The following is a 25,212-nucleotide window of genomic DNA, read 5'->3' as shown; positions in this document are numbered from 1 at the left end:
CAACCTAGCTGAATTCGTAGAATTTTAATAACTAAATCGTTTAATGCACTTTTTTTGTCATAGTCTAATAATTGATCACTTCTGAATATGAAAAAAAAATACCAAGTATTGATTGTTGAAGATGAATCGTTAATTATTGATAGTTATAGACGAGCATTGAGATTTGTAGAAGAAGACTTAGTGAATATTAAATTTAATATTACTGAAGCGTTAGATTGTGGTCAAGCTATAGATAAAATTAGAGCTATTGAATTAAATAATAACAAATTTGACATAGCTTTTTTAGATATTAATCTTCCCTCGAGTAAATCATATGATATTTTAAATGGAGAAGTGCTTGGTCAGGTGATTATTAAAAAAAACCCAAGTTGTAAGTTATTGGTTTGTACAAGTTATACTGATAATCATAGGTTAAAAAATATTTTGACCTCGTTGAATCCTAATGCCTTTTTGATAAAATCTGATATTGTTTTTTTAGATTTGGTAGTTTCAATAACTAAACTTGTTGAAAACGATTCTTATTATAGCAAAACCGTTATTGATTTAATGAGAAAACAATTGAATTCAGCTATTGTATTGGACGACCTTGATCTTAAAATTCTACATGAAATGTCCAATGGAGCTAAGATGAAAGATTTGATAGCATTGTTACCTCTCACAAAATCTGGTTTAGAAAAGAGACGTGCACATGTTAAGGTTAAATTTGGTAACAAATTTATGAGCGATCGCGATATGATAATTGCTGCAAAAACAAAAGGATTTATATAGTATCCGTTAAAATTGTTTAAATAGCAAAAAGTAAGTCTTATTAATCTAAACCAATAAGATGAAGCATAAAAGTACTTTTAATTAGGTATAGATTTTTGCTTTTATATTTATGATTTTTCATGTTACTTTTTGTTGTTTTAATACTGTGCTTTTGCTTACTTTTTAGGTGCTTTTATTTTGCGCATTGTGTGTTATTTTTAGTTTCTTGATAAATGAAATTTTTAATGATAGCACACTGTATCTATGAAATCAAAACTTCTTTTTTTTCTTTCTATAGTATTTAATCTTTATTTTATCAATGCCCAAAACCAACCAGGAGGTGTTCCTGGAGCCGAAGTTTGGTATATATCAAATTGGGATAATATTGAAAATGGAGTATTTCCCAACTCAGCACAAACAGATATTACGATCAATAAATGTGGTGAAACGGAAAAAAGTCTTTTTAACTTCAATCCTTCAATCTTTGTTGAGAAGCTCTGTTTGGAATATATAGCTTCCTTGGAAAATACTACCGGAAGGAATGTGTTTTTTGTAGGTGAACCTGAAAAACCAAATTCTTTTTCTCATTTAGGAACCTTATGGCGAGAAAATTTTGTGCCAATTTTTGAGACAGAATCTATAATCAGAAACTTTTTTGATTTTAATAACAAAAATGTTTTTACAAATGAAATTTATGCTGATTACACAAGTAACAAAAATGCCAACGTAAACTTTTACCACACCAACAACTATACTATTGATAAAAAATTCAAAAGTTATGGACAAGAAGGTGAAACGACTTTCTCTATTGGAGAACCCACACAAATAGACTCTAATCAAAGTTATGAAGACAATTACTTTAATGGAAGCTTTCCCGAGTTTATCTCTTTTCCTAGAGAGATTAGCGATAATGAACGTAACCGAGTTGAAAGTTATTTAGCACTAAAATATGGATTAACACTTAATAGGAATATATCATATTTAAGTTCAAAGAATATTGTTTTTTGGGATGAAGCCAATAACCATTTATTTCCTGAAAGGATTTTTGGTTTCGGTAAGGACGTTATTTCTGGACTTACTCAGTTGCAAAGTGAAAGTACGCATTTAAAAGACCATTTGGTTTCTGCTATTGAAGCTATTGCTGAGACCAATATGGAAAAGCAACAAGAAAGAATAAGGATGCCCAACGACCATTTTCTAGTGTTTGGAGATAATGATCGTAGTCCTAGTTTGATTAATGAAAATGAATATGGAATTAAGTTTTGGGATAAGGTATGGTTAGCGCAGCGTACTGGGAGAATAGTTGACCAGTTACCTATACATTTTAAGTTGTTTTTAACAGATGAGTTAGTGGATTATTTAACTTCTAATCCAGAAGAGACCCTCTGGTTTTTACAGGATAAGCACGTAGGAAATGATGAAGTATCTGAATTTGATAGTGAACATATTGAATTTTATGCAGGTGAAATTGATTGGCAGAACAAAACAGCTTACTTCAAAGACGTTTTTTTCGATTCCGATCGAAGTACTTACGATCAATTTACTTTTGGAGTAGGACCTCAAATGATTGTGCAAGCTCAAGTACAGGGTTGTAAAACAAGTCAGTTGAAAATAGTGCTTGATATTACCGGAGGCAGCCCAAATTATCATATTGCGGTTGAATCCAGTCAGGGAAATATAGTAGATACTACTAGTAATAATACATATACTTTTTCTGTACAACCTAATATTACATACAATATTGTTGTTCATGACTCTCAGGGGGTTGTGACTGAGGTTGAAATAACCCCTGAGTTATGGAGTTATAATCTGTATTTAGGATCAGATAAATATTTAACCTCAGGATCACCAGAGGTAACGCTCGATGCAGGGCAAGGTATTAATGATCCAGATGCAACCTATGAGTGGTATCATGATGGCGTATTGTTACCAGAAACTGAAAGTACATTAACTGTAGATGAGGTCGGTGAATATGAGGTTGTTGTGACAAACGGTGATTTGTCATGTGTAATTTCGGACAGTATACAAGTGCTTTTTAAATATTATAAAGTAACATTAACCTCAATCAATGGATGCGACCCATTGCATAATAGTTTGACAGTTAACATTAATGGGGGATTCCCTAATTATGTAACTAGTTTAGAAGGAATTGATGGTGTTGTTAATTATGCGCATAGTGGAACAACAACACTTACCGATATACCCTATGGTTCTTATATAGTAACAGTGACTGATAGCGAAGGGCAGACTTTTGTAGAAGTCGTTGATTTTGTGGCTCCCCAATTTGAATTGGATTTAGTTTCACAACTGGAAACCATTTGCAGTAGCTGTCTTTATTACCCTGGAGATTTTGAGTATCCAAATTCAGGATATGAAATTCCATTTTTTAATAATTTGGAGTTAGAGTTTACTATTGATGCTAGTGTTTTAATTTCTGGAACAACTGCTACTTATAAATGGTTTTTAAACGATATTTTGATAAGTGAAGAGCCAAGTATTACTTTTGATAATATAAATAGTGGCTATTGTTATGATGACCCTATTTATGATACATTTGATATTAGAGTTTTAAGAGTTGAGATCTCAGGTATTGACAATAGTAATTGTTTTCTTACCGAGTCCTTTTTATTTAAAGGCAATTGTCCAAATAGAGATAATGAAACCCCTCAATTGACTCCGCCAAGTCAAAATAATAGTGCTTTAAGAACAGCGGTGTATCCAAACCCGTCAGAGCCTAATGCTACTTTTACCTATGAGGCAACAGCTACAGAGGTGTTTGAAGCTACAGTGGAAGTGTTTACAGTTACAGGGGCAAAATTGTCACATACGGTTATTAATGGAAAATCGGCTTATAGGCTACCTTTTAATCTTCAATCTGCCGGTATGTACTTTATAAGGACTACATCTTCATTAGGTGTAAAAACAGACAAAATTATAATTAAATAACCTAGCTTTTGTTATGCATAAACCATTTTTTAAATCACTTAGAACATCCTATTTTGTTGGTACATTATTAACGTCACTATTGAGTAATGTGCTTGTTTTTGGGCAGCCTATTGAGCAAATATTGTCAAGGACCCATCGTTTTCAGCCTAACATTAATCGTTCTTCGCAGTATGATTATATTAATAAGTACCATACTGGAGGCAAGGTAGCATATATAAAATCTAATGTTAAAACGACAACCAGTAATTCTGTAAATGACAGTGCTTCTTCAGTTTTCCATGCCTTGGAGTCTCAAGCTATAATAGGTATAAGTAAAGCGATAGAAAAGGAAAATCCACGAGACAACTTTTTTACATTACATCTTCCTGAAAGTATTGATTTTGATCATTATGACATGGTTTTAACATATGATCTATATGGTGTTTCCGCAGCAGAACAAACTACAAAAAGCATCAATAGCTTTAGTGTTTATGGAGGCCAAACCCTAAAACTTAACAACACATGGACAAGAGTGGAAGAGCATCTTTTAAAAGGACAACTAAAAGCAGGTAATAATGAAATATTTTTTAATAGAAGAGCCGATGTTCCTTATTTGTATAAGGTTAAAAACTTACAAGTTAAGCTTGTAGAAAAACGCTCTAAACGTATTCATATTAGCACAGAGCGACTTGTAAATTATAGTGGGAAAATCCATTTATTGGGTTTTGTTGAAGATGGCAGCACACTTGTTGAGGCGTTGGGTAGATCAATACCAGTTAAAGATGGTGTTTTTGAAACAATTTTGGATGAGGTTCCTAAAGACTTGAAACATTTATCAATACGTTATGGTGAAGGGTTGAGTCTTGAGGGGAGTTTTGAAGTTGTTTATAACGATGCGGTTATGGAGTATGTCTTTACTGACGAACCCCATAAAGGTCCCTATCTTATTAAGCATCCAATGCAAGCGCCTATATCTCTAGAAGCCTTAACTGTTAAGAATTTTTCGAACATACCCACAGTTACTGAAAGCCAATTGCAGATTGGAGGTGTTAACTTTGAAGCATTACGCCCAGTAAACTCTGATGTTGTTAATGTTACTTCAGGAGTGTTTCTAGGTTATAGCATAAAAACGTCAGGTATTACTGATAGTACTAATTTTGAATTACATTTAAAGTACGACAAGACCAAAATACCTGTAGGTTATAGTGACAAAGATGTGCGCACTTTTGCTTTTGACCGAAAAAAGAGAGAATGGATAGCCTTACCTGTAACAGAATTGGACTATGCCAATTCTATGGTGGTTTCGGAATACAGTGGGGATACCGATTATATTAATGGTGTAATAAAGGTACCAGAAATGGCTGAGACCTCTAGTTTTACACCAACTACCATCACCGATATGGAATATGCCAACCCAAGTGCAGGTGTGGTGAGTATTGCGCCTCCAGCACCAAATTCAAATGGGATAGCCTCAACTTATTTTCCTATAAAGTTACCAACTGGTCGTAATGGTATGATGCCTAGCTTGAGTGTCAATTATAATAGCGAGGCTGGAAATGGTTGGATGGGAGTTGGTTGGAACCTTCAATTACCAGCCATAACCTTGGATACGCGTTGGGGAACACCACGATTTGACACTTATAACGAGTCTGAGATTTACCAATTGAATGGGGAAACTTTGGTGCAGAAAGTAGGTAGTGACTATACTAACCCTCATCGTTATGATGGTATTATGCTGAGAAATGATAATACCAGTTCTAATGGCGAAAAGTTATTTTATTTAAGAAAAGAAGGGAGCTATTTTAAAATTATACGTTGGGGTAATTCCCCTAAAAATTATATATGGCAAGTTTGGGATAAGTATGGTAACATGAATTGGTATGGTGGCTCTAAATATAATGGTATATATGAGGTTGATGAGAACTCTGTAGTTAGGGATGAAAACGATAATATAACTCATTGGGCATTAAATAGTTCATCAGATACTTATGGGAACTGGGTAGATTATTACTATGATAAAGATGAGAGTATAAGTATTAATGGGGTGTCAGCCCAATCATTTCAACCTAGATGGATTCAATATACTAAAAAAGCTGGGGTTGATAATTTTTATGAAGTCAAATTTATTACTAATAATGGTTCTGTTAATATTATAAGGGATGATATCCAATTAAATGCACGAACAGGAACTATGATGGCAACCCAGGATCTATTGACCAAAATATTGATTCGTTATAAAGATGATGATGGGTGGAAGGTTGTTAGAAGCTATGAGTTTGATTATATTGAGTCTACATTTAAAAAAATGCAATTGAGCAAAATTTCAGAATATGATACTGAAGGAAATCTTTTTTATTCCAATACTATGGAATATTATGATGAGTTGGGAACAGACCAAATAATTAATGGTGTTACTCCTGTTACTTGGGGAGGCAGTTCTGTAGATTTTAACGGGGTTGCTAATATAGTTACAAGTGGTTCGGCACTGGGTACAGGGACTACTTCGGGTTTTTCTTTAGGGGTAAGAGGTGGTGCTGGAATAGGAACCAACCCTACAACGGTTACCAGTACTATAGGCTCATCTTATAATTACAGCCAAAGCAAAGAAAATACCAAGATTAGTTTTATAGATATTAATGGAGATGGACTTCCTGATAAGGTTTATAAAACAGATTTAGGACTTAAATACCAACCTAACCTTGGTGCGCTTAATGGTTTTGGAACTGAAACCTCTATTGCAAATATAACTGAACTTGACAACACAAAGTCTAGAACTAATACCTTTGGGTTTGATGCTAACCTAGGTGTTGGCCCGTTGGGTGTTGGTGCAGGGAGAAGCACTAGTAGAACAAGAACTGAAACAGACGAGTATTTTACCGATTTTAATGGAGATGGACTTATAGACATAGCCTCTAACAACATAGTCAACTTTAACAATACAACTCCTTGGGATAGTGATAGCCCAACAGTAAGTTTTAATACCAATTCTTCGTTAACTGCAAATGAAATCACTACAGGAACTTTAACCCAAGAAGTGATTAACTCTTTAGAACTTGAATCTATTGAGCAGTTGCGTTCAGACTATTCGCAATTTGACCATGTAAAAGTATGGGTAGCACCCTATAGTGGTTCTATAAATATAGCAAGTGTAGCTACTTTGTTACAATCCAATACTTGTGATGATTACACCAATAGTTTTAGGCTTACTATAGAAAAAGCCAGCTCTAACCAAGACACGGGAAACACTCAAAGCATTGCAATTGGAGCTGATAATTCGTGGTACTTGTCTTCATCAAATAGTTCTGAAAACATCAATAAATTGGGGTTGCAGATTGAAAAAAGGGATAAGTTGTTTTTTAGGATTCATAATGAAGAATACGGTTGTGGAGGCACAGTAGCATGGAATCCAGCGATAAGCTATAGTAGTACAAGTGCTACTACATTCAACACCACTAATGACGAGCATAATACAAATTTTTTAGAGTTTGATGCAACCACAGATTATATGATAAACAACGGAGGGAGTTGGAGCCCTAGTCCTGAAGATAACACCATTTCTTTTAACACCAATTTGGGTTTTCTAAACGGATTGACCCTATCGGATGATACACGGTTTGTTATTGAAAAAACGACCTATCAACATGATACTGATGAAACAATTGGTGGGGAACCAAATCCAAATTATGGACAAATAGATGAAACCAACATTCAAGTTGATACTATAGTGTATACTTATAGTCATGATGACCAATCGGTTACACCAAGTGGGGCATCAATATCTCAAATAGCAGCTATCCCTAACCAGTTTGCTAATGCAGGAGCGTATAGTTATGCTTTTAGATTTTATGTAGAAAGCGACTCCAATGTGCAGTGGAATACCATTGGCTGGCAACCTATAATATTTGTAAACGGCACTGAATTCCATTATCCAGGGGTGAGCTATTTTACTTACGATAACAATGTTAATGAAACACAATATGCTGTTGCGGGTACTGATTTACCTACACCAATAATAGACCCAAATACTGCAAATGATAGTCATAACGATTTATTAAAGGTAAGCCATAATATGTTTGACCAAAACCTTGATTACTCACAGTTTGACAATATACATGAAAATGCTTTTCCTATAAAAATCAATTGGGTAAGTAAAACAAGGATAAATGGAGTAGCTACAACTATAGACCATGATACGTTTTATGTGCATAGAGAACCTAATGGCAACCCTGGGATTCTTTATAACTATGTTTTTAAGATTGGAGCCAATCCTAACTCAGCCAATTTAAACGGATCTAACTCTTTTGATAATTTTACATTAACAAAAGGAGAGGTAGAAGCTATAGTTAATGCGCCTGATGGAATGCTATATTCGGCATTTTATATGGAACATCAGGATTTTGCTTTAAATAACCCTACGTCTATAACTTTTGAATTGATTTCTGGCGAACAAAATAACTATCCTTCTTTTACCCCAAAAACACTCAGCAAGCCATTTTTTACACAACAATCCACTTTTTTTGGAATGACTTATAGAGGTTGGGGACAATTTTTATACAATGGAGGTATTAATTATCATTATAATCAGGAAAATGGTGATCTTATAGTTGTTAATGACAACATTGTTATGGATGTATTTGATGGCAATATAGACATGTCAGTATTTGCTTCTAATAGTGCCAATGCTCAAGATTTAAATGATCAGGTAGAGAATGAGGAAGCAAGCTCTACTGCTATTGAAGCCATACGATATTTGTTATACCATCAGGACAATGCCGATTTGAGCTATGATGCAATGGCAATTATAGTGGATGTGGATGATACTACAGGCGAAAGGGCACCAGCCACATATGGATTTGACAATACAACCTTGGTTAGTAAGTTGGGGCGTTTTGGCGAGCCTAATTTACAAGATATCCATATTAGTGAAGGTGAGTTGACCGATGTAGGTGGTAGTACCTCAAACTTTATAGGTCTTAGGCAACGGTCGTTTTCAAAAGGAACCGCAACTGACCATGAAGTATCTATTTCACTTAATGAAGGATCTGGTGAAATAGGAGGCTCAGGCACAAAGAGCGATGGCTGGTCCAAGGTGTTGAACCAATATATAGATGTGAATGGAGACCGTTACCCAGATATGATTACCGATGGCAATATACAGTTTACCTCAATGAAGGGTGGCTTAATAGAACATACGCTAGAAAACACTTTTGTATCTGGTGCTGAAAATGAAGATAACACCGCAGGTGTAACCATTGTGGGTGTACTCCCCAATTCTACTTCTGCTGATAACCCAAGCACTTCAAACCCTACCAGAACAAACATCAATTCTGGTATAAATGCCAGTAGTGGTACAACACGCAACTCTAAAATGTGGGTTGACATTAATGGTGATGGGTTGGCTGACCAAGTTACGATTACTGAAGACTCAGGAGTTAGTGTCCGCCTTAATTTGGGGTATGAGTTTAGCGCCAATACTGTGAACTGGAGTACAGGTCTTAACCTTACAGATTTAAACGTTAGCAAACGTAGTAATGCTTCAGGTGGTGGTGGAACTGGATCGGAAGTGAGCATTTTAACCGATACTGGCGTGGTAACCTCATCCTTTGGTGGTGGCTTTGGGGTAGGTACAAGTACTGCAAATGTTACTACCACACTATTGGATGTTAATGCCGATGGATTACCTGACTTAGTCAAGAAAACAGAAACACACTTTAAAGTGTATCTAAACACTGGAGCTAGTTTTGAGGCTGATGAGGCTGATGCCCTTGATTTTTACAATAACACGACTATTGACCAAAACCGCTCAACTACAGGAAACCTTTATGGTTCAGCTACAGGTGGTGTTGTTATCCCAATACCCTTAGGGTTCATTACCATTCCCTTAAAAATAACAGGCACTGCTACAGGTGGTGTAAGTGGAGGCGTTAACCAAAAACGCATTACGGTTCAGGATATAGATGGCGATGGCTATCCTGATGTGTTGCAAGCAGGTAGTAATAACGGTGATGTCATTGCCAAATTAAACAAAATTGGTAAAACCAATTTGCTTAAAACGGTTAACACTCCATTAGGAGGTAGTTGGACAATAGACTATGCCAGGGCAGGAAACACCTATGATTTGCCACATAACAAGTGGGTGATGCACACCATAAGCACTAACGATGGATTTGTTAATGATACTGAACAAGGGTTTACAGCAACTGACGAAACATTAACAAGTGTAAGCTATGAACACCCCAAGCACGACCGTAGGGAACGTGAGTTTTTAGGTTTTGGTAAGGTCACTACCTCGCAACTAGACCCAGATACCGATAGTACTTTTCGTTATTCAGTAGCTGAGTACCATACTGATAATGTGTATTTAAAAGGTTTGACGAAACGTACTCAAGTATTTGATGCCAATGAAGAACTCTTAAGTGAGCAGACTACATTGTACAACATTATGGATCCTGTAGTTCCACAGGTTAATGTTAGTGCTTCGCCAACGCAACACTATTTACAATCAGGATTGAGTACAGACTTGTTGGATTATTCACGACTTTTTGTGGCACCTGTAAAAACCGTGGCTACCACTTTTGAGAACGCTGTAGGGCTAAGTATAGAGCAACACTTTATGGCTTATGATGGCAGAGGTAATCTATTAACTTACAAACAACTTGGTGAGGATGCCTATCGTGCCGAAATGGAATATTATGACTATTTAGTAGGTATGTACAATAGAAACAGTATCGGATTTGTTAAAAGTATTAAAGTGAAACGCGATAGTGACGGACAGTTGTTTCGCCAGCGTAATGCCGAATACAATAACAAAGGGAAACTAATTAAAGTGATCACTACGCTTAATGCTACTGAAACCAATACCGTTACCATAGGCTATGATGATCTTTATGGTAATCCAATAAGCTATACCCAGCAAAATGGCTTTGTTACCAATATAGCCTATGACCCAGCGGTACACACCTACCCTACACAGGTATCAAATTCATATAACGAGGTGTCCACAAGTAGTTATGAGTATCGTTTTGGAGTACCTTTATTGGCTACAGATATAAATGGCCAACAGCTACGCACACGTATTGATAATAGGGGACGCCTTGTTGAGGTGACTGCACCCAACGAAATGCCTAACGGCTGGACCCTGCGCATGCAGTATGAAGGTGAGGTTGCCCAACCACAGCTTAATGGCGACTACTACCAAGCTATAGGAAGTTTTGAACCTGGAACTACGCCAACTGGAGCAGCCAAACATCATGCGGTAACCAGACATTTTGTGGACGATGCCCAAAACGACCAATTGTTGACCGTGAGTTTGGTAGATGGTATGGGGAGTGCCATACAGCTTAAAAAAACACAGCTTGTTAATGATAATGGTACCAACCAGTTAGGTTGGCTAGTAAGCGGTAAAGAACACAAGGACGCTTATGGTCGTGTAGTTGCAGCTTATTTGCCTACCTTTACTAGTGCTAATTACCTAGGGAGTATTGCCGATTATGTTACAGACCAAAACACAATTTCTCCTACCGAAATGACCTATGATAGTAGAGACCGAACTATTAGTATTAAACAGCCTGAAGAAGATGACAATCAAGACCCTAGTCCAAATGATACTACAACCACTGTGTACAGTATTGCCGATGGAATGTTTTTAACCACCGTAACCAATGAGCTGGACCAAACTTTTGAAACCCATACCGATGTAAGAGGCAGACAACGAAAAACCGTACAAAATGGTGAATTGACCACTCAGTTTTATTACAATGTAATAGGCGAAAAGATAAAGGTTAAAAACCACCAAGGGTATGAAACATTTTACAAGTATGATTTGGCAGGACGACGTACTGAAGAACGCCACCCAGACCACGGGTTGCAAACCTTTACTTATGATGTTATGGGTAACCTAAAAGAACGCTATACCTCCAACCTATTGGCAAATGGACAGCAGCTACCCATAGCCTATGAGTATGATTTAAAAAATAGACTTATAAAAGTAAAATACCCACAACACCCCGAAAATAATATTACCTATACTTATGGTTACCCAGATCTTGATCCTGGTACTGATACAGATGTTGAATTAAGAAATGTCGTAGGCCGATTGTACATGCAAGAAGATGCCTCTGGAGTGCAAGGTTTTGGCTATGATAAACTAGGTAACCTTAACCACCATTTACGTGGTGTAGCAGTAGCAGGACGACATACCTATTGGTACAACACCCAATGGACCTATGACAGCCACAATCGAGTAAAAAGTATTATCTACCCTGATGGTGAACGTGTGGACTACAATTATAATTTGGGAGGCGCACTAGACCATATTAATCGAACCATTGATGGCGGTGTTGCCAACGACCAAATAGTAAGCAACATACAGTACAATGCCTTAGGAGAGCGTACTCAAATTACCTATGGTAACGAAACTATTACTAGCTATACCTATGACAATAGAAGGCGTCTTAAAGACCTAAGCCACCAGTTTACTGGTTTTGAACTTACCAATAGTTATGGCTATGATGCCTTAAGTAATGTAACCAGTGTAGCGACCCTAAACCCTCAAAACAGTATTCCTAGTACAGGGCAGTTGGGAGGACCAATAAGCCATACTTACAAGTATGATGATTATAACCGATTGGTACATGCCGACGGACGTTATACAGGCCCCAACGACTTTACTACGCCATTGCTGGCGCAGGAGTACAGTTTGGATATGAGCTACGACTTGGCGCACAACATTGTTAGCAAAACCCAAACTCACGTACAAGGTGCTGTTGCAGGATATGGCAGTGCCATAGACACACCAGAAACTATGATAAAGACCAATTACCACCTGGACTATGCTGGCTATGCTACAGGAGTAAACGTTATACAAGGACAAGGAGATGAATATGGCTATGTACAGCCCCATGCCCCAAGGGAAATAGTGGAAACACCAGATAATGGGAGTTTAACCATTGGCGACCCAGAGTATAAAAAGAAACTGATAGACTACGATGCCAATGGCAACCAAACCAGCATTAAACAAGTAATTGTCGAGGCCTCACAAGGACCTGCTTATGAAGGTGTTGTAGAGCAAGACATAACAACCTTACAGCGCAACCTTTGGGATGAAGAAGACCGCTTGCGCGCTGTGGATTTAAACCCTGAGGATACAAAACAACACCCTATAGCAGTATATACCTATGATGCCTCTGGGCAGCGTGTGGTACGCTATGTACCTACTAGGTTAGATGTACGTAGTAATGCCTACGCAGTCTCCCAAAACGCCCATGATGAGATTATGCTCTATCCAAGCCCATTGGTAACCGCCAAGGCATTGAGCAACCCTAACCAACAGGCAGAGCAAGGAGACCTCATAAGCAGTTATACCAAGCATTACTATATAGGAGCAGAGCGCATACAGAGTACCTTGGGCACGGTAAGGGACTTGGGCTTGTACCCACCAAAAATTGAAGGACTGTTTGAGGGCATACGCACTAAAGCCGATACTAGTGTACAGGTAGCCAACACAGGGTTGAGCGCTACCTATACAGCCTTAAACCAAAGCATAAGCTTGGGCACTTGCCCATATGTAGGAGATTATGGCGAAGGCAACCTGCAACGCTATGCACATGATGCCGATAGCTATGATGCCTACTGGTACCATAGCGACCATTTGGGTAGCTCAAGTTATATTACTAACTTAGTGGGTACAGTTACACAACATATAGAATATTTACCTTTTGGTGAGACCCTTGTAGACGAGCATCAAAACTCCTACAACACACCATTTAAGTTTAACGGCAAAGAGCTGGATGAAGAGACAGGTAATTATTATTATGGAGCAAGGTATTATAATCCAAAATGGAGTGTATGGTTGAGTGTTGACCCGCTGGCGGAGAAATACCCAGATAGATCAGCATATAATTATACCTTTAATAGTCCCTTGAATTTTATTGACCCAAATGGAGAAGAGGGTGTTAGAGTTATTGATAGCAAAAATAAAACAATAACAATTAAAGCTGTATATTATGTTCAAACCAAGAGTAGACAATATTATACAAGTAATGGAAAAGTAAGGCAATTAAAAGGGTATTCAGTTAAGCAAATACAAAAGATGAATGACAGAATAAATAATAAATTAAACAAATTGGACTTAAATGTGTCTGAAGGAAAATATAAAGGATATTCCATAAAGTTTGATTTAGAATTTAAGGAAGGTGGAACTGTTGGGCAAAGTGAAGATAAAGCAAGAAATGAAAAGTTTGATGGGAATCTTATAGGTAATAGTATTTCGAGGGGGAATGAAAATATTTATGAACGGTTTAAATCTAAAGAAATAAAAAATAAAGATGGAACAACAAGTTCTTCTGCAGTAGGAGGGGTAACTGCTAATAATAAAGATATTACAATGAATATATCGGAAGATAATATTATGAACAGAGTACATGAGATATTTCACACTTTCGGATTTGAACATCCTAAAGGTATAGGGGGAAAATCTGGAATAATGAAATATCCTCCCGAAAAACCAAATCAAAATGATGCAAATCAATTAATTAATACTCCATTTTTACCCGAAATAAAGTTATAGTGATGAAAAAAATAGTTTTATTTTTATTAGTAATTTTTAGTTGTTCTAGTAACAAAAGTTTAGATAAATTATCTGATAATGAAAGAACGATGTTTTATATAGATATTGATATTAGAAGTGAAACTAATCATCCAATATTTATGGCAGGATTAATGAAAAATCTTGACTTTAGAAAAATATCAAAAAATGATGATGATTCTTTTATAAAAACTTTTTACAAAGTTGCTGATTTTACTCCAGATTTTTTAGTATATGATGATGTAGTTAATCAATGCCAAAAACTAAATGAAATGAAAAGTGGACAACATCTTATGACTTTAATTTCTAATAAATCAAGAGAAATCAGAATTGTATTAAAAAATGGTAGTAATGTTTTTATTAATATTACAGAAGTTACAGGTTCGTTTTTAGAATGTAATAAAGATATTATCGAAATTCCATCTCTATCCAATAATATTAATGCTAATGAACTCGAAGAAATAAATAAGTTGACTTTGCCAGTGCATATCACATGGCTCAAAAAACCTAAAAGAAAATTAATTGAAGGGGTAATGAATCAAATAGGGAGTATGGTAAATTAGGTATGTTGAGTTGCTTATAGTTTTGATTAATTACTATTGTTGAAAAAATAAGTAACTTTATAATTATGAGCAGGAATTGTAAATTTCCTCGCTCCCGCACGATTGTATCGTGTGGTAAATACATTGCAACCCTAACCAACAGGCAGAGCAAGGAGACCTCATAAGCAGTTATACCAAGCATTACTATATAGGAGCAGAGCGCATACAGAGTACCTTGGGCACGGTAAGGGACTTGGGCTTGTACCCACCAAAAATTGAAGGGCTGTTTGAGGGTATACGCACTAAAGCCGATACTAGTGTACAGGTAGCCAACACAGGGCTTGGAGCTACCTATACAGCCTTAAGCCAAAGCATAAGCTTGGGCACTTGCCCTTATGTAGGAGGTTATGGCGAAGGCAACCTGCAACGCTATGCACATGATGCCGATTGCTACGATGCCTATTGGTACCATAGCGACCATTTAGGATCTTCTTCGTATATTAGCAATAGAGATGGTTATGTAACCCAGCATATGGAAATCGAAATAAATGTCTTCAATGCAGAGCATTGTCAAATAAAAGATTCGCCGACTAACAGGAGGCAATATTTACCCTTTGGCGAAATCGAGGTACGAAAAAATTCATTAAAAAGTTACATGTATAAATTACCTAGATTCAACAAAGACGTTAAAAGGAGATAAGTTAAACCTAATAAGTGTTAACAAAATGGATAGGTTAACATTTTTATTAACAATCAATTATTCCTAGGAACAATTTGATAGTATGGTTCGAGAATAGATCAATGTAGTGTACAAAAAAAGCCTTACAGAAATGTAAGGCTTTTTGTATTTTAAAAAACAGTTCTTCTTTTAAACTGTAATATGATCCTGATCTTTAAATCTTTCATAAAGACTAGGGTAATTAGATTTAAATGTGTCCTTTATAAATTCTAATGGCATATCTTCAAAATGGCCATAATCTTCAATGTAGGTCATAAATTTATGATCGTCTCTATTGTATTCTTGCAACACTGCATCTTCGGTACCATTAAAATCTAAAACATCTACATTGTAAATGGCACATAGTTCTTTATTAAACGCAGGTGAACATTTTACCCATTTATTATTATAAAACACATCAACCAAACCGTGAGGTGCCAGCTCGTTAGTGCAATCACTTTTTCTAAACGTTCTGTAGCAATGTGGTTAGATACTTTAGCTAAATGTAATCTTGCAGGAATATTAAAGGCGCGTAAACAAGCAATGTATAAAATGGCTTTGTCAATGCAATGTCCATCTGGCTTTTTTGCAATATTACTAGCTTTAAAATGTGCTTTCGTTAAACCAATATTAAAAGGTAAATACCGCCAACCATCTCTAACTTTTAGATATAATTGTTCTATAATATCTTGTTGAGAAGTTAAGTGCTCAACCTCTTTTACAATGTCCTTAATAACAGGATTATCGTAATCGAAATAATAGGTTTTTTCGGTATAATTCATATTACAAATTTATAACACTTCGCCTCTTGCAGGATAACCTGAAGACACAATATAATCTACAGCTTTTACAAATGACGGTAAATAAGGTCTTCCCCAAGGATTACTATTTATGGCAGAATAATAGACTTGATTGTTATTATCTATTAAAAATAGTCCTGGTTCACTAAATGTGTCTGGTTCACCATCTTTTACAGCTTTACTTAAATATAATCCCCAGTTTTTAGCAGTTTCTAAATCTAAGTTATAACCTAATTGTAATTCTGATAGTTCCCATTTTTGACGTGATAAGCGTGCTCTAGACTCAGAATCCATACTTACAGCAATAACGTTGACACCTCTTTCTTTAAATTCTGGTAACAAATCTTCTAACTGTTGTAGGTATTTTTTGCACAATGGGCAATGTAAACCTCTATAAAAAACAACTAAAGTAAAATTTTCTGGTTGCTGATTGTTAATCTGCCATTCGTTACCATCTAATACTGGAAAAGTTAAATTTGGTGCTGTATGTTTTGGTGTTGGTCTGTTCATTTTATATATGTATTAGTTATGATTTATTAAACGTGAAAACTCTTAGTAGACTATAGTTTTTGAAGTAACTCTTCATTTATATGTTTTTCAAATCTTGCAAAGTCATTTTCAATATCTGGATTTTTCATCACGTCATAAGCAAAAAAAGTTTTTAAAGGCTCTAGACCAAACCATTTAAAGTTAAGGTGCATTGGTAATAACAAATCGTCTTCACTTTTACCAGCAAAAAAAGCTTCGTCAGGATTATTAAAAGCCTCTTTTGGTGCATTTGCTGTTACAGACATCATGTATTTTCCGTTTAACAAACCACCTAAACCATAATTCTTTTTTGGCGCTTCAGAAGTACGACCATCACCTTGCGATAGTTTTCCCATCATACCTGCAGTAAATACATCATCCATATATTTTTTAAACGACCACGTAATACCCATCCAGTTTAAAGGTGTTTGTAAAAATACCACATCTGCCCAAAGAAATTTTTCTACTTCCTCATCTACATTGTATTCATTTTGAGTTACGGTAGTTTTGATATTTAAGTTAGCCTCTTTTAATTGAGCTGATAGTTTTTCAACAAAAGATTGATTTAATTTTCCTTCTGCAAAGGGATAATATTGATGACCATTAATAATTAATATGTTTTTCATTTTTTATAAAATTTTAAATTAGTATTGCAAAGAAACTAATAATAGTTTATTTTTGAAACCAATATAAAATAAACCACATTAAAAAGTGGTTACAAAACGGTAACTAATGGGAAGAAAGGTTATTGATAATCCAAATGTATGTTCTTTAGTTCATGCCATGAATGTTATAGGAAATAAGTGGAAACCAATTTTAATTTACTTATTAGCTAACGGAAGTTTACGCTTTGGTAAGTTGTTAATGTTTACACCTACCATATCAAAAAAAGTATTGACAGAACAATTACGAGAGCTTGAAGAAGATGGCATTATTATCAGAAAAAAATATGCCGAAATACCACCACGTGTAGAATATTCTTTATCTGAAAAAGGCAAAGCTTTACTACCAATTCTTAAAAGTTTGAGCCAATGGACTCAAGACAGCTATAATGAAATAGAGTTTGAGGCATGCAGAATTGTAACTTTATAATTTCTATTTTTGCAGCATGCAAGACAAATACCAACTCTTAAGGCAACACTTTGAAGAAATTGTAACATTTACTGATGAAGAGTGGAAAATTATTGCACCTCATTTTGAACATAAAAAACTTAAAAAGCATCAGTTTTTAATACAAACAGGACAACCCGTAGATTGCGAATTTTGGATTATCAACGGACTTATAAAATCTTATGCTGTAGATGAAAAAGGTAGTAAGCACATTCTTCAGTTTGCTATGGAAGACTATTGGGTTAGCGACTACTACGCATTTCAGCATCAAATACCTGCAACAATTTTTGTAGATTGTATTGAAGATTCTGAATTTTTCTGTCTGTCTTTAGAAAGTCGTGAAACCATTTGTCAAAAAATTCCCGCTATGGCAAATTTCTTCCGAATAAAATCTAATTACGGATTTATCGGTTTGCAGCAACGTATTCTGTCTTTATTAACACAAACTGCCGAAGAACGTTACGACGCTTTATTATTTAAACTTCCAAAATTAGTACAGCGTGTACCTAAAAAACTGATTGCAGCCTATTTAGGTGTATCCAGAGAAACCTTAAGTCGCTTTAAAGGTTAAAAAAGTGATATACATCACACTTTTGGGTTGAGATACATCACTTAAAAATCGTGATATACATCCTCGCACAAGTAGTGCTTTTCATTGAATTTTGTACCAGAATTTTAAACTAAAAACAAAACAATGAAAACAAGATTTTATTTCTCAGCAATCGCTTTGCTTTTTAGCATTGCCTTAATAGCACAAACAAAACAAGACAAACCAAGCGTATTAATGGTGCTTTCTAGTCATCAAGAATTAGGTGATACAGGTAAAGACACAGGTTATTATTTAAGTGAAGTTACCCATGCTTACGAGGTTTTTGAAGCTAATAATTATGAAATTACCTTAGTAAGTCCAGAAGGCGGCAATCCACCAGTAGATGGTTTTGATCTTAAAGATGAAGTGAATAATAAATATTGGAATGATGCAACATTTCAGAATAAACTGAAAAACACATTTAAAGTTTCAAAAGTAAACGCTAAAGATTACGACGCTATTTATTATGCAGGTGGACATGGTACAATGTGGGATTTTCCAAACAATAAAAAGCTAGCGAAAATTGCTGCAAAAATTTACGAAAATAACGGTGTTGTAGCAGCTGTTTGTCATGGTCCTTCGGCTTTAGTAAATATTAAATTATCTAATGGTAATTATTTAGTCGATGGTAAAACGGTAAGCGTATTTACAAATGAAGAAGAAGCTAATGTAAAATTAGAAAACGTGGTACCATTTTCATTAGAAGACAAACTTATTGAACGTGGTGCAACTTTAGATAAAGCAGCTATGTGGCAAGAAAAAGTAAGCGTTGATGAGCGTTTAGTAACAGGTCAAAATCCTGCTTCTGCAAAATTAGCAGCAGAAAAAATTGTAGAACTTTTAGAGGATAAACACTAAAAATGGAAACGCAAACAGCAACTCTAAAAACTAAATCTAAACGTAAAAGTTTACCAGCTGCATTATTGGCATTAACCATAAGTGCATTTGGTATAGGAACTACAGAGTTTGTTATTGTTGGCTTACTGCCAACAGTAGCAAACGATTTAAACACCTCAATATCCTCTGCAGGTTTATTAGTCAGTCTGTACGCTGTTGGTGTTGCAATTGGTGCGCCAGTATTAACAGCTTTAACAAGCCAGATCGCAAGAAAACGACTGCTAATTGCAATAATGCTATTGTTTATAATTGGTAACGGATTAGCAGCTATCGCGCCAAGTTTTATCTTACTAATTTTAGCTAGAATATTAACTGGTTTTGCGCATGGTGTGTTCTTTTCAATAGGCTCAACAATTGCGGCTAGTTTAGTGCCAGAAGATAAACGCGCTTCTGCCATTTCTATAATGTTTGCAGGTTTAACTGTAGCAATTGTTACTGGTGTACCATTAGGAACCTATATAGGACAAAATTTTGGATGGCGTGCCACCTTCATAGGTGTTGCTATCTTAGGAATTATTGGTGCAGTCGCAAGTTACGTTTTGGTACCAGCATCAATTAAAACATCAAAACCACTGCGTATTGTAGATCAGTTAAAAGTCCTTAAAAACCGTTCTATTTTACTGGTGCTTGCTATTACAGCTTTAGGCTATGGTGGTACTTTTGTAACCTTTACTTATTTAGCACCATTATTAGAAGAAGTTACTGGCTTTTCAGCAAATATGACAAGTATTTTATTACTAGTTTACGGTATCGCAATAGCGTTAGGAAATGTTATTGGTGGTAAAGTATCTAATAAAAAACCAGGAAAAGCCTTAATGGTGATGTTTGCCTTACAAGCTATAGTATTATTTATACTTTACTTTACAGCATCTAGTCAAATATGGTCGGTTGTTACACTATTTTTTATGGGCATATTAGCCTTTTCTAACGTGCCAGCATTACAATTGTATGTGGTAAAAATGTCTGAAAAATATTTACCAGGTACCGAAGATGTTTCATCTGCTTTAAATATAGCAGCCTTTAATGTAGGTATTGCAATTGGCGCTTATGTTGGCGGACTTATAGTGGAATCTACATTTGGTGTAGGTGCAACCCCTTGGGTAGGTAGTATTTTAGTGGTTGTGGGCTTTGTACTCACCTTAATATTATTTAAAAAAGAAAAATTATAAACAATGAAAACACTAACATTTAGAAACAACGACAAAATGCCTATACTAGGTTTAGGCACCTTTAGATCGGCACCTAACGAAGTGTACAATGCCGTTTACAAAGCTATTAAAATTGGTTACAGACATATTGATTGTGCATCGGTGTATGGTAACGAAAAAGAAGTAGGAAACGCTATTGCAGATGCCATTAAAGAAGGTATTGTTACGCGTGAAGACTTGTGGATTACTTCAAAACTTTGGAGCGATGCACACGGAAGAGCAAACGTTATTCCGGCGTTACAAAACAGCTTAAATGATTTACAGTTAGACTATTTAGATTTATACCTCATTCATTGGCCAGTTGCCTTTAAAAAAGGTGTCGAGTTTCCTAAAACAGCAGAAGAATTTATTCCGCTTGAAGACAAACCACTTACAGACACTTGGAAAGGTATGGAAGATGCTTTAGAGCAAGGCTTAACTAAGCATATTGGGATGAGTAATTTCAACCAAAATGATTTAACAGATATTATTGATCATGCTAAACATTTACCAGAAATGCTTCAGGTAGAAGTGCATCCATTTTTACAACAAAACGAACTGTTAGAATTCGCTAAAGCACATCGCATTCACATGACGGCTTATGCGCCAATTGGTTCTGGTGCAAATGATGATGACGAATTAAATCTGTTGAAAAACAAGACAATTAACGACATCGCAACCGCTAATAACATGACAGCAGCACAAGTACTTCTAGCTTGGGATATACAACGTGGTGTTTCGGTCATACCAAAATCGGTTAACCCAAAACGTCTTCAAGAAAACTTTGACACCATTCATTTTGAATTGAAAGAAGACGATATGAAACGTATTGAAGCTTTAGATAAACATCATCGTTTTATAGATGGTACATTTTGGGAAGTTGAAAACGGTCCGTATACCGCAGACAGTATTTGGAATGCTTAATAAAACAACATCAGGTAGCTGTATAGTTACCTGATGTTATTGAATTCAAAAAATTGCTATGAAAAATTTTGATAAACTATATACACCAGGTAAAATGACACTTGGTATTGAGTTTCCTTTAGATAACGATTGGTCTTTAGAAGGCGATAAAAAACGAAAGAAAGACGACAGACCATTTGGCGTACCAGATATAAACAAACATTTACAGTACGTTAAACAAATTGATAAGGCTGGTTTTGCTGCAGTTTGGATAAGAGAAGTACCCGTTTACGATCCTAATTTTGGTGATGGCGCACAGTTATTTGACACCTTAAGTTATTTAGGATATTTATCTGCCGCAACTAAAAATGTGTTGTTAGGTACAGCAGCAATAGTTTCACCATTACATCAACCTATAAAATTAGCAAAAGCAACTGCTACTATAGAACATCTAAGTGATAGCAGGCTTGTTTTAGGTTTAGGTTTGGGTGATAGACCTATTGAGTTTCCTATGTATGGCATAGATTATCAAGAGCGACCAAAATTGTTTAGAGATCATCTCAACATTATGCGAGAGGCTTGGAAAACCAACAGCGATTTATCTACCATATATCCATTTTTAAATAAAGGTGTTGCCGTGTACCCAAAACCAAAACATCAGATTCCGCTAGTTGTTGCAGGACATTCCGGACAAAGTCTCGAGTGGATTGCTAAAAATGCTAATGGTTGGTTTAATTATCCAAGAACACCAGAAGAAACCTATTTAAATCGTAAACGATGGTGCGAAGCGTTATACGACACAGATCAAGCTTGCAAACCTTATATTTCGGCATTTCATTTAAATCTGTTACAAGATGATAATGCCACGTTTAAACCACATCGATTTGGTGGTGCAATTGGTATTAATCATTTAACCGAATTATTAAAAACCTACGAAGAGGCAGGTGTAAACCACATGGCATTACATTTACGAAAATCAGATACACCTTTAGATGAGGCGATTTCAAAAATTGAAAAAGTTGTGCTTCCAGAATTTATACATTAATTTCATAGCGGTTTAAGAAAGTTCTTAAACCGTTTTTTAATTTTACTTATGGAATATAAAAGTCAAGCATCATCAATAGCTAATCAAAAAGCTACTATTGCTGTAAAATCTTCATCTATAGATTTTGGGATAACCTCAGAAACTGATCTTTCTTTACCAAATCCGGCAGAATTATTTTTATCATCATTATCTGCTTGCATTTTAAAAAATGTAGAACGTTTTTCTCAGTTTATGCATTTTAAATATGAACGAGCCGAAATTGAAATTACAGCGACGCGCTTAGAAAAACCACCTCGAATGGATAATATTTTTTATGAGCTAAAAATTTACAGTAAAGATGATGATCTAAACTTAAATTTACTTAAAAAAAATATTGAAAAATTTGGCACTATTTACAATACAATAAAAGCTGTTTGTACTATAACAGGTAATATTAAGCAAATAAAATAATGCAGTTACAGTCCGTTCATCATATTGCCATAATCTGTTCAAATTACGAAATGTCAAAAGCATTTTATACAGACATTCTTGGTTTTAGCATAAAAAATGAAGTCTATCGCAAAGACCGAGATTCCTACAAGTTAGATTTAGCATTAAACAATCAATATGTAATAGAGTTGTTTTCGTTTCCTAATCCGCCAAAACGCGTATCGCAACCAGAAGCGACAGGATTGCGCCATATTGCTTTTGGTGTAAATAATTTAGAAGAAAGTTTACAATACTTAGATTCAAAAAAAATTACACATGAAGGTGTTAGAATAGATCCGTTTACCAACAAGAAATTTACGTTCTTTAATGATCCAGACAACTTACCTATTGAATTATATGAGTTGTAAATTTTATATTGATAGTAGTTCTTTAAATAATGACAAATAAAAAAAGCCTTACATTTCTGTAAGGCTTTTATTTTTAAAGACATTAAAAGAATTAGTGTCCTTTAACTGCTTCTTTTGCTTTGTCTGCTGCATCGTTCACAGCGTCTTTAGCACCTTCTTTAACTGAATCAGCTGCTTCTTCTACTGCGTCAACAGCATCATCAATAGCTTCTTCTGTTGCATCAGCTGCATCGTCCATAGCTTCTCCAGCCTCTTCAACAGCTTCTTCAACTGCGTCACCTGTAGCTTCAGCTGCGTTTTCTATTGCATCTCCAGCTTCATCTGCTTTCTCTTTTGTTTCTCTACATGCTGTGAATGACAATCCAAGTGCCAAAACAAGTAATAATAATTTTTTCATTGTTTAAAATAGTTTTAAGTGTTAAATATGTTACACGAAATTAATAACTTATAATGAATAATCAATGAAAAATTTTAACAAATATTAACATTTTTATTAAGATTATTCAAAATATTAGTCTATTTACGTATGTAATTGATTATTTGGATTACAGCACCTTTATTTTTTTTAATAAAGTTGAGATTTAGTGTGCCTTGTTGTAGTCTTTTGTCTTTATTTTCTATTAGCAACTGTAATTTATCTTCTAATTCATTGAAATTTTTGATAGAAATCAACCCTCCATTGTCAATCATTTCATATGCTTCTGGGAAATTTTTATAGTTACTTCCAATAATTATAGGGACACCAAAAACCGCAGGTTCTAAAATATTATGAAGGCCTGTGTTACCCATTGCACCACCAACATAAGCAATATCAGCATAAGCATAAATTTTACTTAATAGTCCAATAGTGTCTATCACAAATACTGAATAGTTAGAAAGTAATTTACCCTCTTTTTGTGAGAATAAAACGGTTTCAACATTTAGTTTTTTAGTAATATTTTGAATTTGAGCAGCTTTGATATTATGAGGTGCAATAATATATTTAACATCGAGGTTTTGATTGTTATTTATGAACTTAATGAGTAACTCTTCATCTTCTGGCCATGAGCTGCCAATAACTACGCAGAGTTTGTCTTGTTTAAAGTTTGAGATAAAGTCTAAAGTGTTATCTTGATTAAGTTGATTGTTAACACGATCAAAGCGAGTATCACCTGCAACTGTTACATTTTTTAAACCAAGAGTGTTTGCTAGAGTTTTTGAACTTTTGTTTTGAACAAAAATGTGTTCAAATGTATGTAAAGCTTTTTTAGTTTTTGAACCATAAAACTTAAAGTAAGATTGGTTTTTTCTAAATGTAGCCGAAATTAAAATAGCTCTTAATTTACGTTTGTTTAGAGCATTCAACATATTCGGCCAAATGTCGTATTTTACAAAAATGGTCAGTTCAGGTTTTACTAAATCTATAAACCGTTTTGCATTACTTTTTGTGTCTAAAGGTAAGTACACAACAAGATCAGCAACGTCGGTATTTTTTCTTATTTCATAACCTGAAGGAGAAAAAAAAGATAATACGATTTTATGGTTGGGGTAAAGTATTCTTAGTTCTTTAAAAACTGGTAAGCCTTGTTCAAATTCACCTAACGAAGCACAATGAAACCAAAGTGTATTGTCTTCTTTTTTAAGGTGTTGGTTTAGTTTTTTAAATGTTTCATTTCGACCTTTAACACCTAGCCTTATTTTTTCATTAAATAAAGCTACAATTTGTAATATAAAACCTAAAAAATAAATACCAAGATTGTACAATATTCCCACGTAAATTATGTTTTTGCTAAAATACATTACTTTACACTAAATTCATTG

General features: G+C 35.1%; 19 protein-coding genes. 13 read left to right on the top strand and 6 right to left on the bottom strand.

The features are described from left to right. Nucleotides 1-87: 87 nt before the first annotated feature. From ACQ0RB_RS12645 to ACQ0RB_RS12625, 5 genes are all read left to right on the top strand, one after another. On the top strand, nt 88-768 hold the full coding sequence (locus tag ACQ0RB_RS12645; RefSeq protein ID WP_430498863.1) for a response regulator transcription factor: 681 nt from the start codon (nt 88-90) through the stop codon (nt 766-768). 243 nt (nt 769-1,011) lie between these two features. Then, on the top strand, nt 1,012-3,693 hold the full coding sequence (locus tag ACQ0RB_RS12640; protein ID WP_430498861.1) for a T9SS type A sorting domain-containing protein: 2,682 nt from the start codon (nt 1,012-1,014) through the stop codon (nt 3,691-3,693). Nucleotides 3,694-3,706: 13 nt separating this feature from the next. After that, nucleotides 3,707-14,239 carry a SpvB/TcaC N-terminal domain-containing protein gene (locus tag ACQ0RB_RS12635; protein ID WP_430498859.1) on the top strand — a complete coding sequence of 3,511 codons (10,533 nt, stop codon included), beginning with the start codon at nt 3,707-3,709 and terminating at the stop codon, nt 14,237-14,239. Between the two features lie 2 nt (nt 14,240-14,241). Beyond that, the gene (locus ACQ0RB_RS12630) at nt 14,242-14,820 is read left to right on the top strand and encodes a hypothetical protein (protein ID WP_430498857.1); all 579 of its coding nucleotides are present in this window, start codon (nt 14,242-14,244) and stop codon (nt 14,818-14,820) included. Nucleotides 14,821-15,034: 214 nt separating this feature from the next. Then, nucleotides 15,035-15,499 (top strand): hypothetical protein, encoded by a 465-nt coding sequence (locus ACQ0RB_RS12625; protein WP_430498855.1) that lies wholly within the window; start codon nt 15,035-15,037, stop codon nt 15,497-15,499. Between the two features lie 168 nt (nt 15,500-15,667). Here the strand turns inward: ACQ0RB_RS12625 and ACQ0RB_RS12620 are convergent, their stop codons facing one another. Genes ACQ0RB_RS12620 through ACQ0RB_RS12605 form a run of 4 tightly spaced genes read right to left on the bottom strand, consistent with a single transcriptional unit; the run spans nt 15,668 to nt 17,471 of the window. Beyond that, complete coding sequence (locus ACQ0RB_RS12620) at nt 15,668-15,934, bottom strand: hypothetical protein (protein ID WP_430498854.1); 267 nt, start codon at nt 15,932-15,934, stop codon at nt 15,668-15,670. Further along, nucleotides 15,910-16,299 carry a transglutaminase-like domain-containing protein gene (locus ACQ0RB_RS12615; RefSeq protein ID WP_430498852.1) on the bottom strand — a complete coding sequence of 130 codons (390 nt, stop codon included), beginning with the start codon at nt 16,297-16,299 and terminating at the stop codon, nt 15,910-15,912. The genes ACQ0RB_RS12620 and ACQ0RB_RS12615 overlap by 25 nt, the downstream gene beginning before the upstream one ends. A gap of 9 nt (nt 16,300-16,308) precedes the next feature. Beyond that, complete coding sequence (locus tag ACQ0RB_RS12610) at nt 16,309-16,827, bottom strand: peroxiredoxin-like family protein (protein ID WP_430498850.1); 519 nt, start codon at nt 16,825-16,827, stop codon at nt 16,309-16,311. 50 nt (nt 16,828-16,877) lie between these two features. Next, nucleotides 16,878-17,471: an NAD(P)H-dependent oxidoreductase gene (locus tag ACQ0RB_RS12605; RefSeq protein ID WP_430498848.1), complete on the bottom strand. Its 594-nt coding sequence runs from the start codon at nt 17,469-17,471 to the stop codon at nt 16,878-16,880. 106 nt (nt 17,472-17,577) lie between these two features. Here ACQ0RB_RS12605 and ACQ0RB_RS12600 point away from each other — a divergent pair, with 106 nt between their 5' ends. The 8 genes from ACQ0RB_RS12600 (at nt 17,578) to gloA2 (ending at nt 23,412) form a co-directional block, all read left to right on the top strand. Continuing rightward, nucleotides 17,578-17,937 carry a winged helix-turn-helix transcriptional regulator gene (locus ACQ0RB_RS12600; protein WP_027880631.1) on the top strand — a complete coding sequence of 120 codons (360 nt, stop codon included), beginning with the start codon at nt 17,578-17,580 and terminating at the stop codon, nt 17,935-17,937. Between the two features lie 16 nt (nt 17,938-17,953). Beyond that, on the top strand, nt 17,954-18,526 hold the full coding sequence (locus ACQ0RB_RS12595; RefSeq protein ID WP_430498845.1) for a Crp/Fnr family transcriptional regulator: 573 nt from the start codon (nt 17,954-17,956) through the stop codon (nt 18,524-18,526). Nucleotides 18,527-18,649: 123 nt separating this feature from the next. After that, a complete protein-coding gene (locus tag ACQ0RB_RS12590; RefSeq protein WP_430498843.1) occupies nt 18,650-19,402 on the top strand; it encodes a type 1 glutamine amidotransferase domain-containing protein in 753 nt (250 codons plus the stop codon). 2 nt (nt 19,403-19,404) lie between these two features. Next, nucleotides 19,405-20,610, top strand: coding sequence for an MFS transporter (locus tag ACQ0RB_RS12585; RefSeq protein ID WP_430498841.1), 1,206 nt, complete (start codon nt 19,405-19,407; stop codon nt 20,608-20,610). Nucleotides 20,611-20,613: 3 nt separating this feature from the next. Next, complete coding sequence (locus ACQ0RB_RS12580; protein WP_430498840.1) at nt 20,614-21,552, top strand: aldo/keto reductase; 939 nt, start codon at nt 20,614-20,616, stop codon at nt 21,550-21,552. Between the two features lie 58 nt (nt 21,553-21,610). Then, on the top strand, nt 21,611-22,576 hold the full coding sequence (locus ACQ0RB_RS12575) for a TIGR03571 family LLM class oxidoreductase (protein WP_430498838.1): 966 nt from the start codon (nt 21,611-21,613) through the stop codon (nt 22,574-22,576). A gap of 48 nt (nt 22,577-22,624) precedes the next feature. Continuing rightward, complete coding sequence (locus ACQ0RB_RS12570; protein ID WP_430498836.1) at nt 22,625-23,026, top strand: OsmC family protein; 402 nt, start codon at nt 22,625-22,627, stop codon at nt 23,024-23,026. Further along, entirely contained in the window at nt 23,026-23,412 is a 387-nt protein-coding gene (gloA2, locus tag ACQ0RB_RS12565; protein WP_430498834.1) for an SMU1112c/YaeR family gloxylase I-like metalloprotein, read from the top strand. The genes ACQ0RB_RS12570 and gloA2 overlap by 1 nt, the downstream gene beginning before the upstream one ends. A 91-nt stretch (nt 23,413-23,503) precedes the next feature. On the opposite strand, the gene ACQ0RB_RS12560 is transcribed toward gloA2, so the two are convergent. Continuing rightward, a complete protein-coding gene (locus ACQ0RB_RS12560) occupies nt 23,504-23,809 on the bottom strand; it encodes a hypothetical protein (RefSeq protein ID WP_129761150.1) in 306 nt (101 codons plus the stop codon). A gap of 119 nt (nt 23,810-23,928) precedes the next feature. Continuing rightward, nucleotides 23,929-25,164, bottom strand: a complete 1,236-nt coding sequence (locus ACQ0RB_RS12555) for a 3-deoxy-D-manno-octulosonic acid transferase (protein ID WP_430498832.1) — start codon at nt 25,162-25,164, stop codon at nt 23,929-23,931. Between the last annotated feature and the right edge of the window lie 48 nt (nt 25,165-25,212).

It is taken from the genome of Gaetbulibacter sp. PBL-D1, assembly GCF_050509525.1.
Lineage (GTDB): Bacteria > Bacteroidota > Bacteroidia > Flavobacteriales > Flavobacteriaceae > Gaetbulibacter_B > Gaetbulibacter_B jejuensis.
Note: the sequence above shows the minus strand (reverse complement) of the source record. Positions and strands in the feature narration are given on the sequence as shown.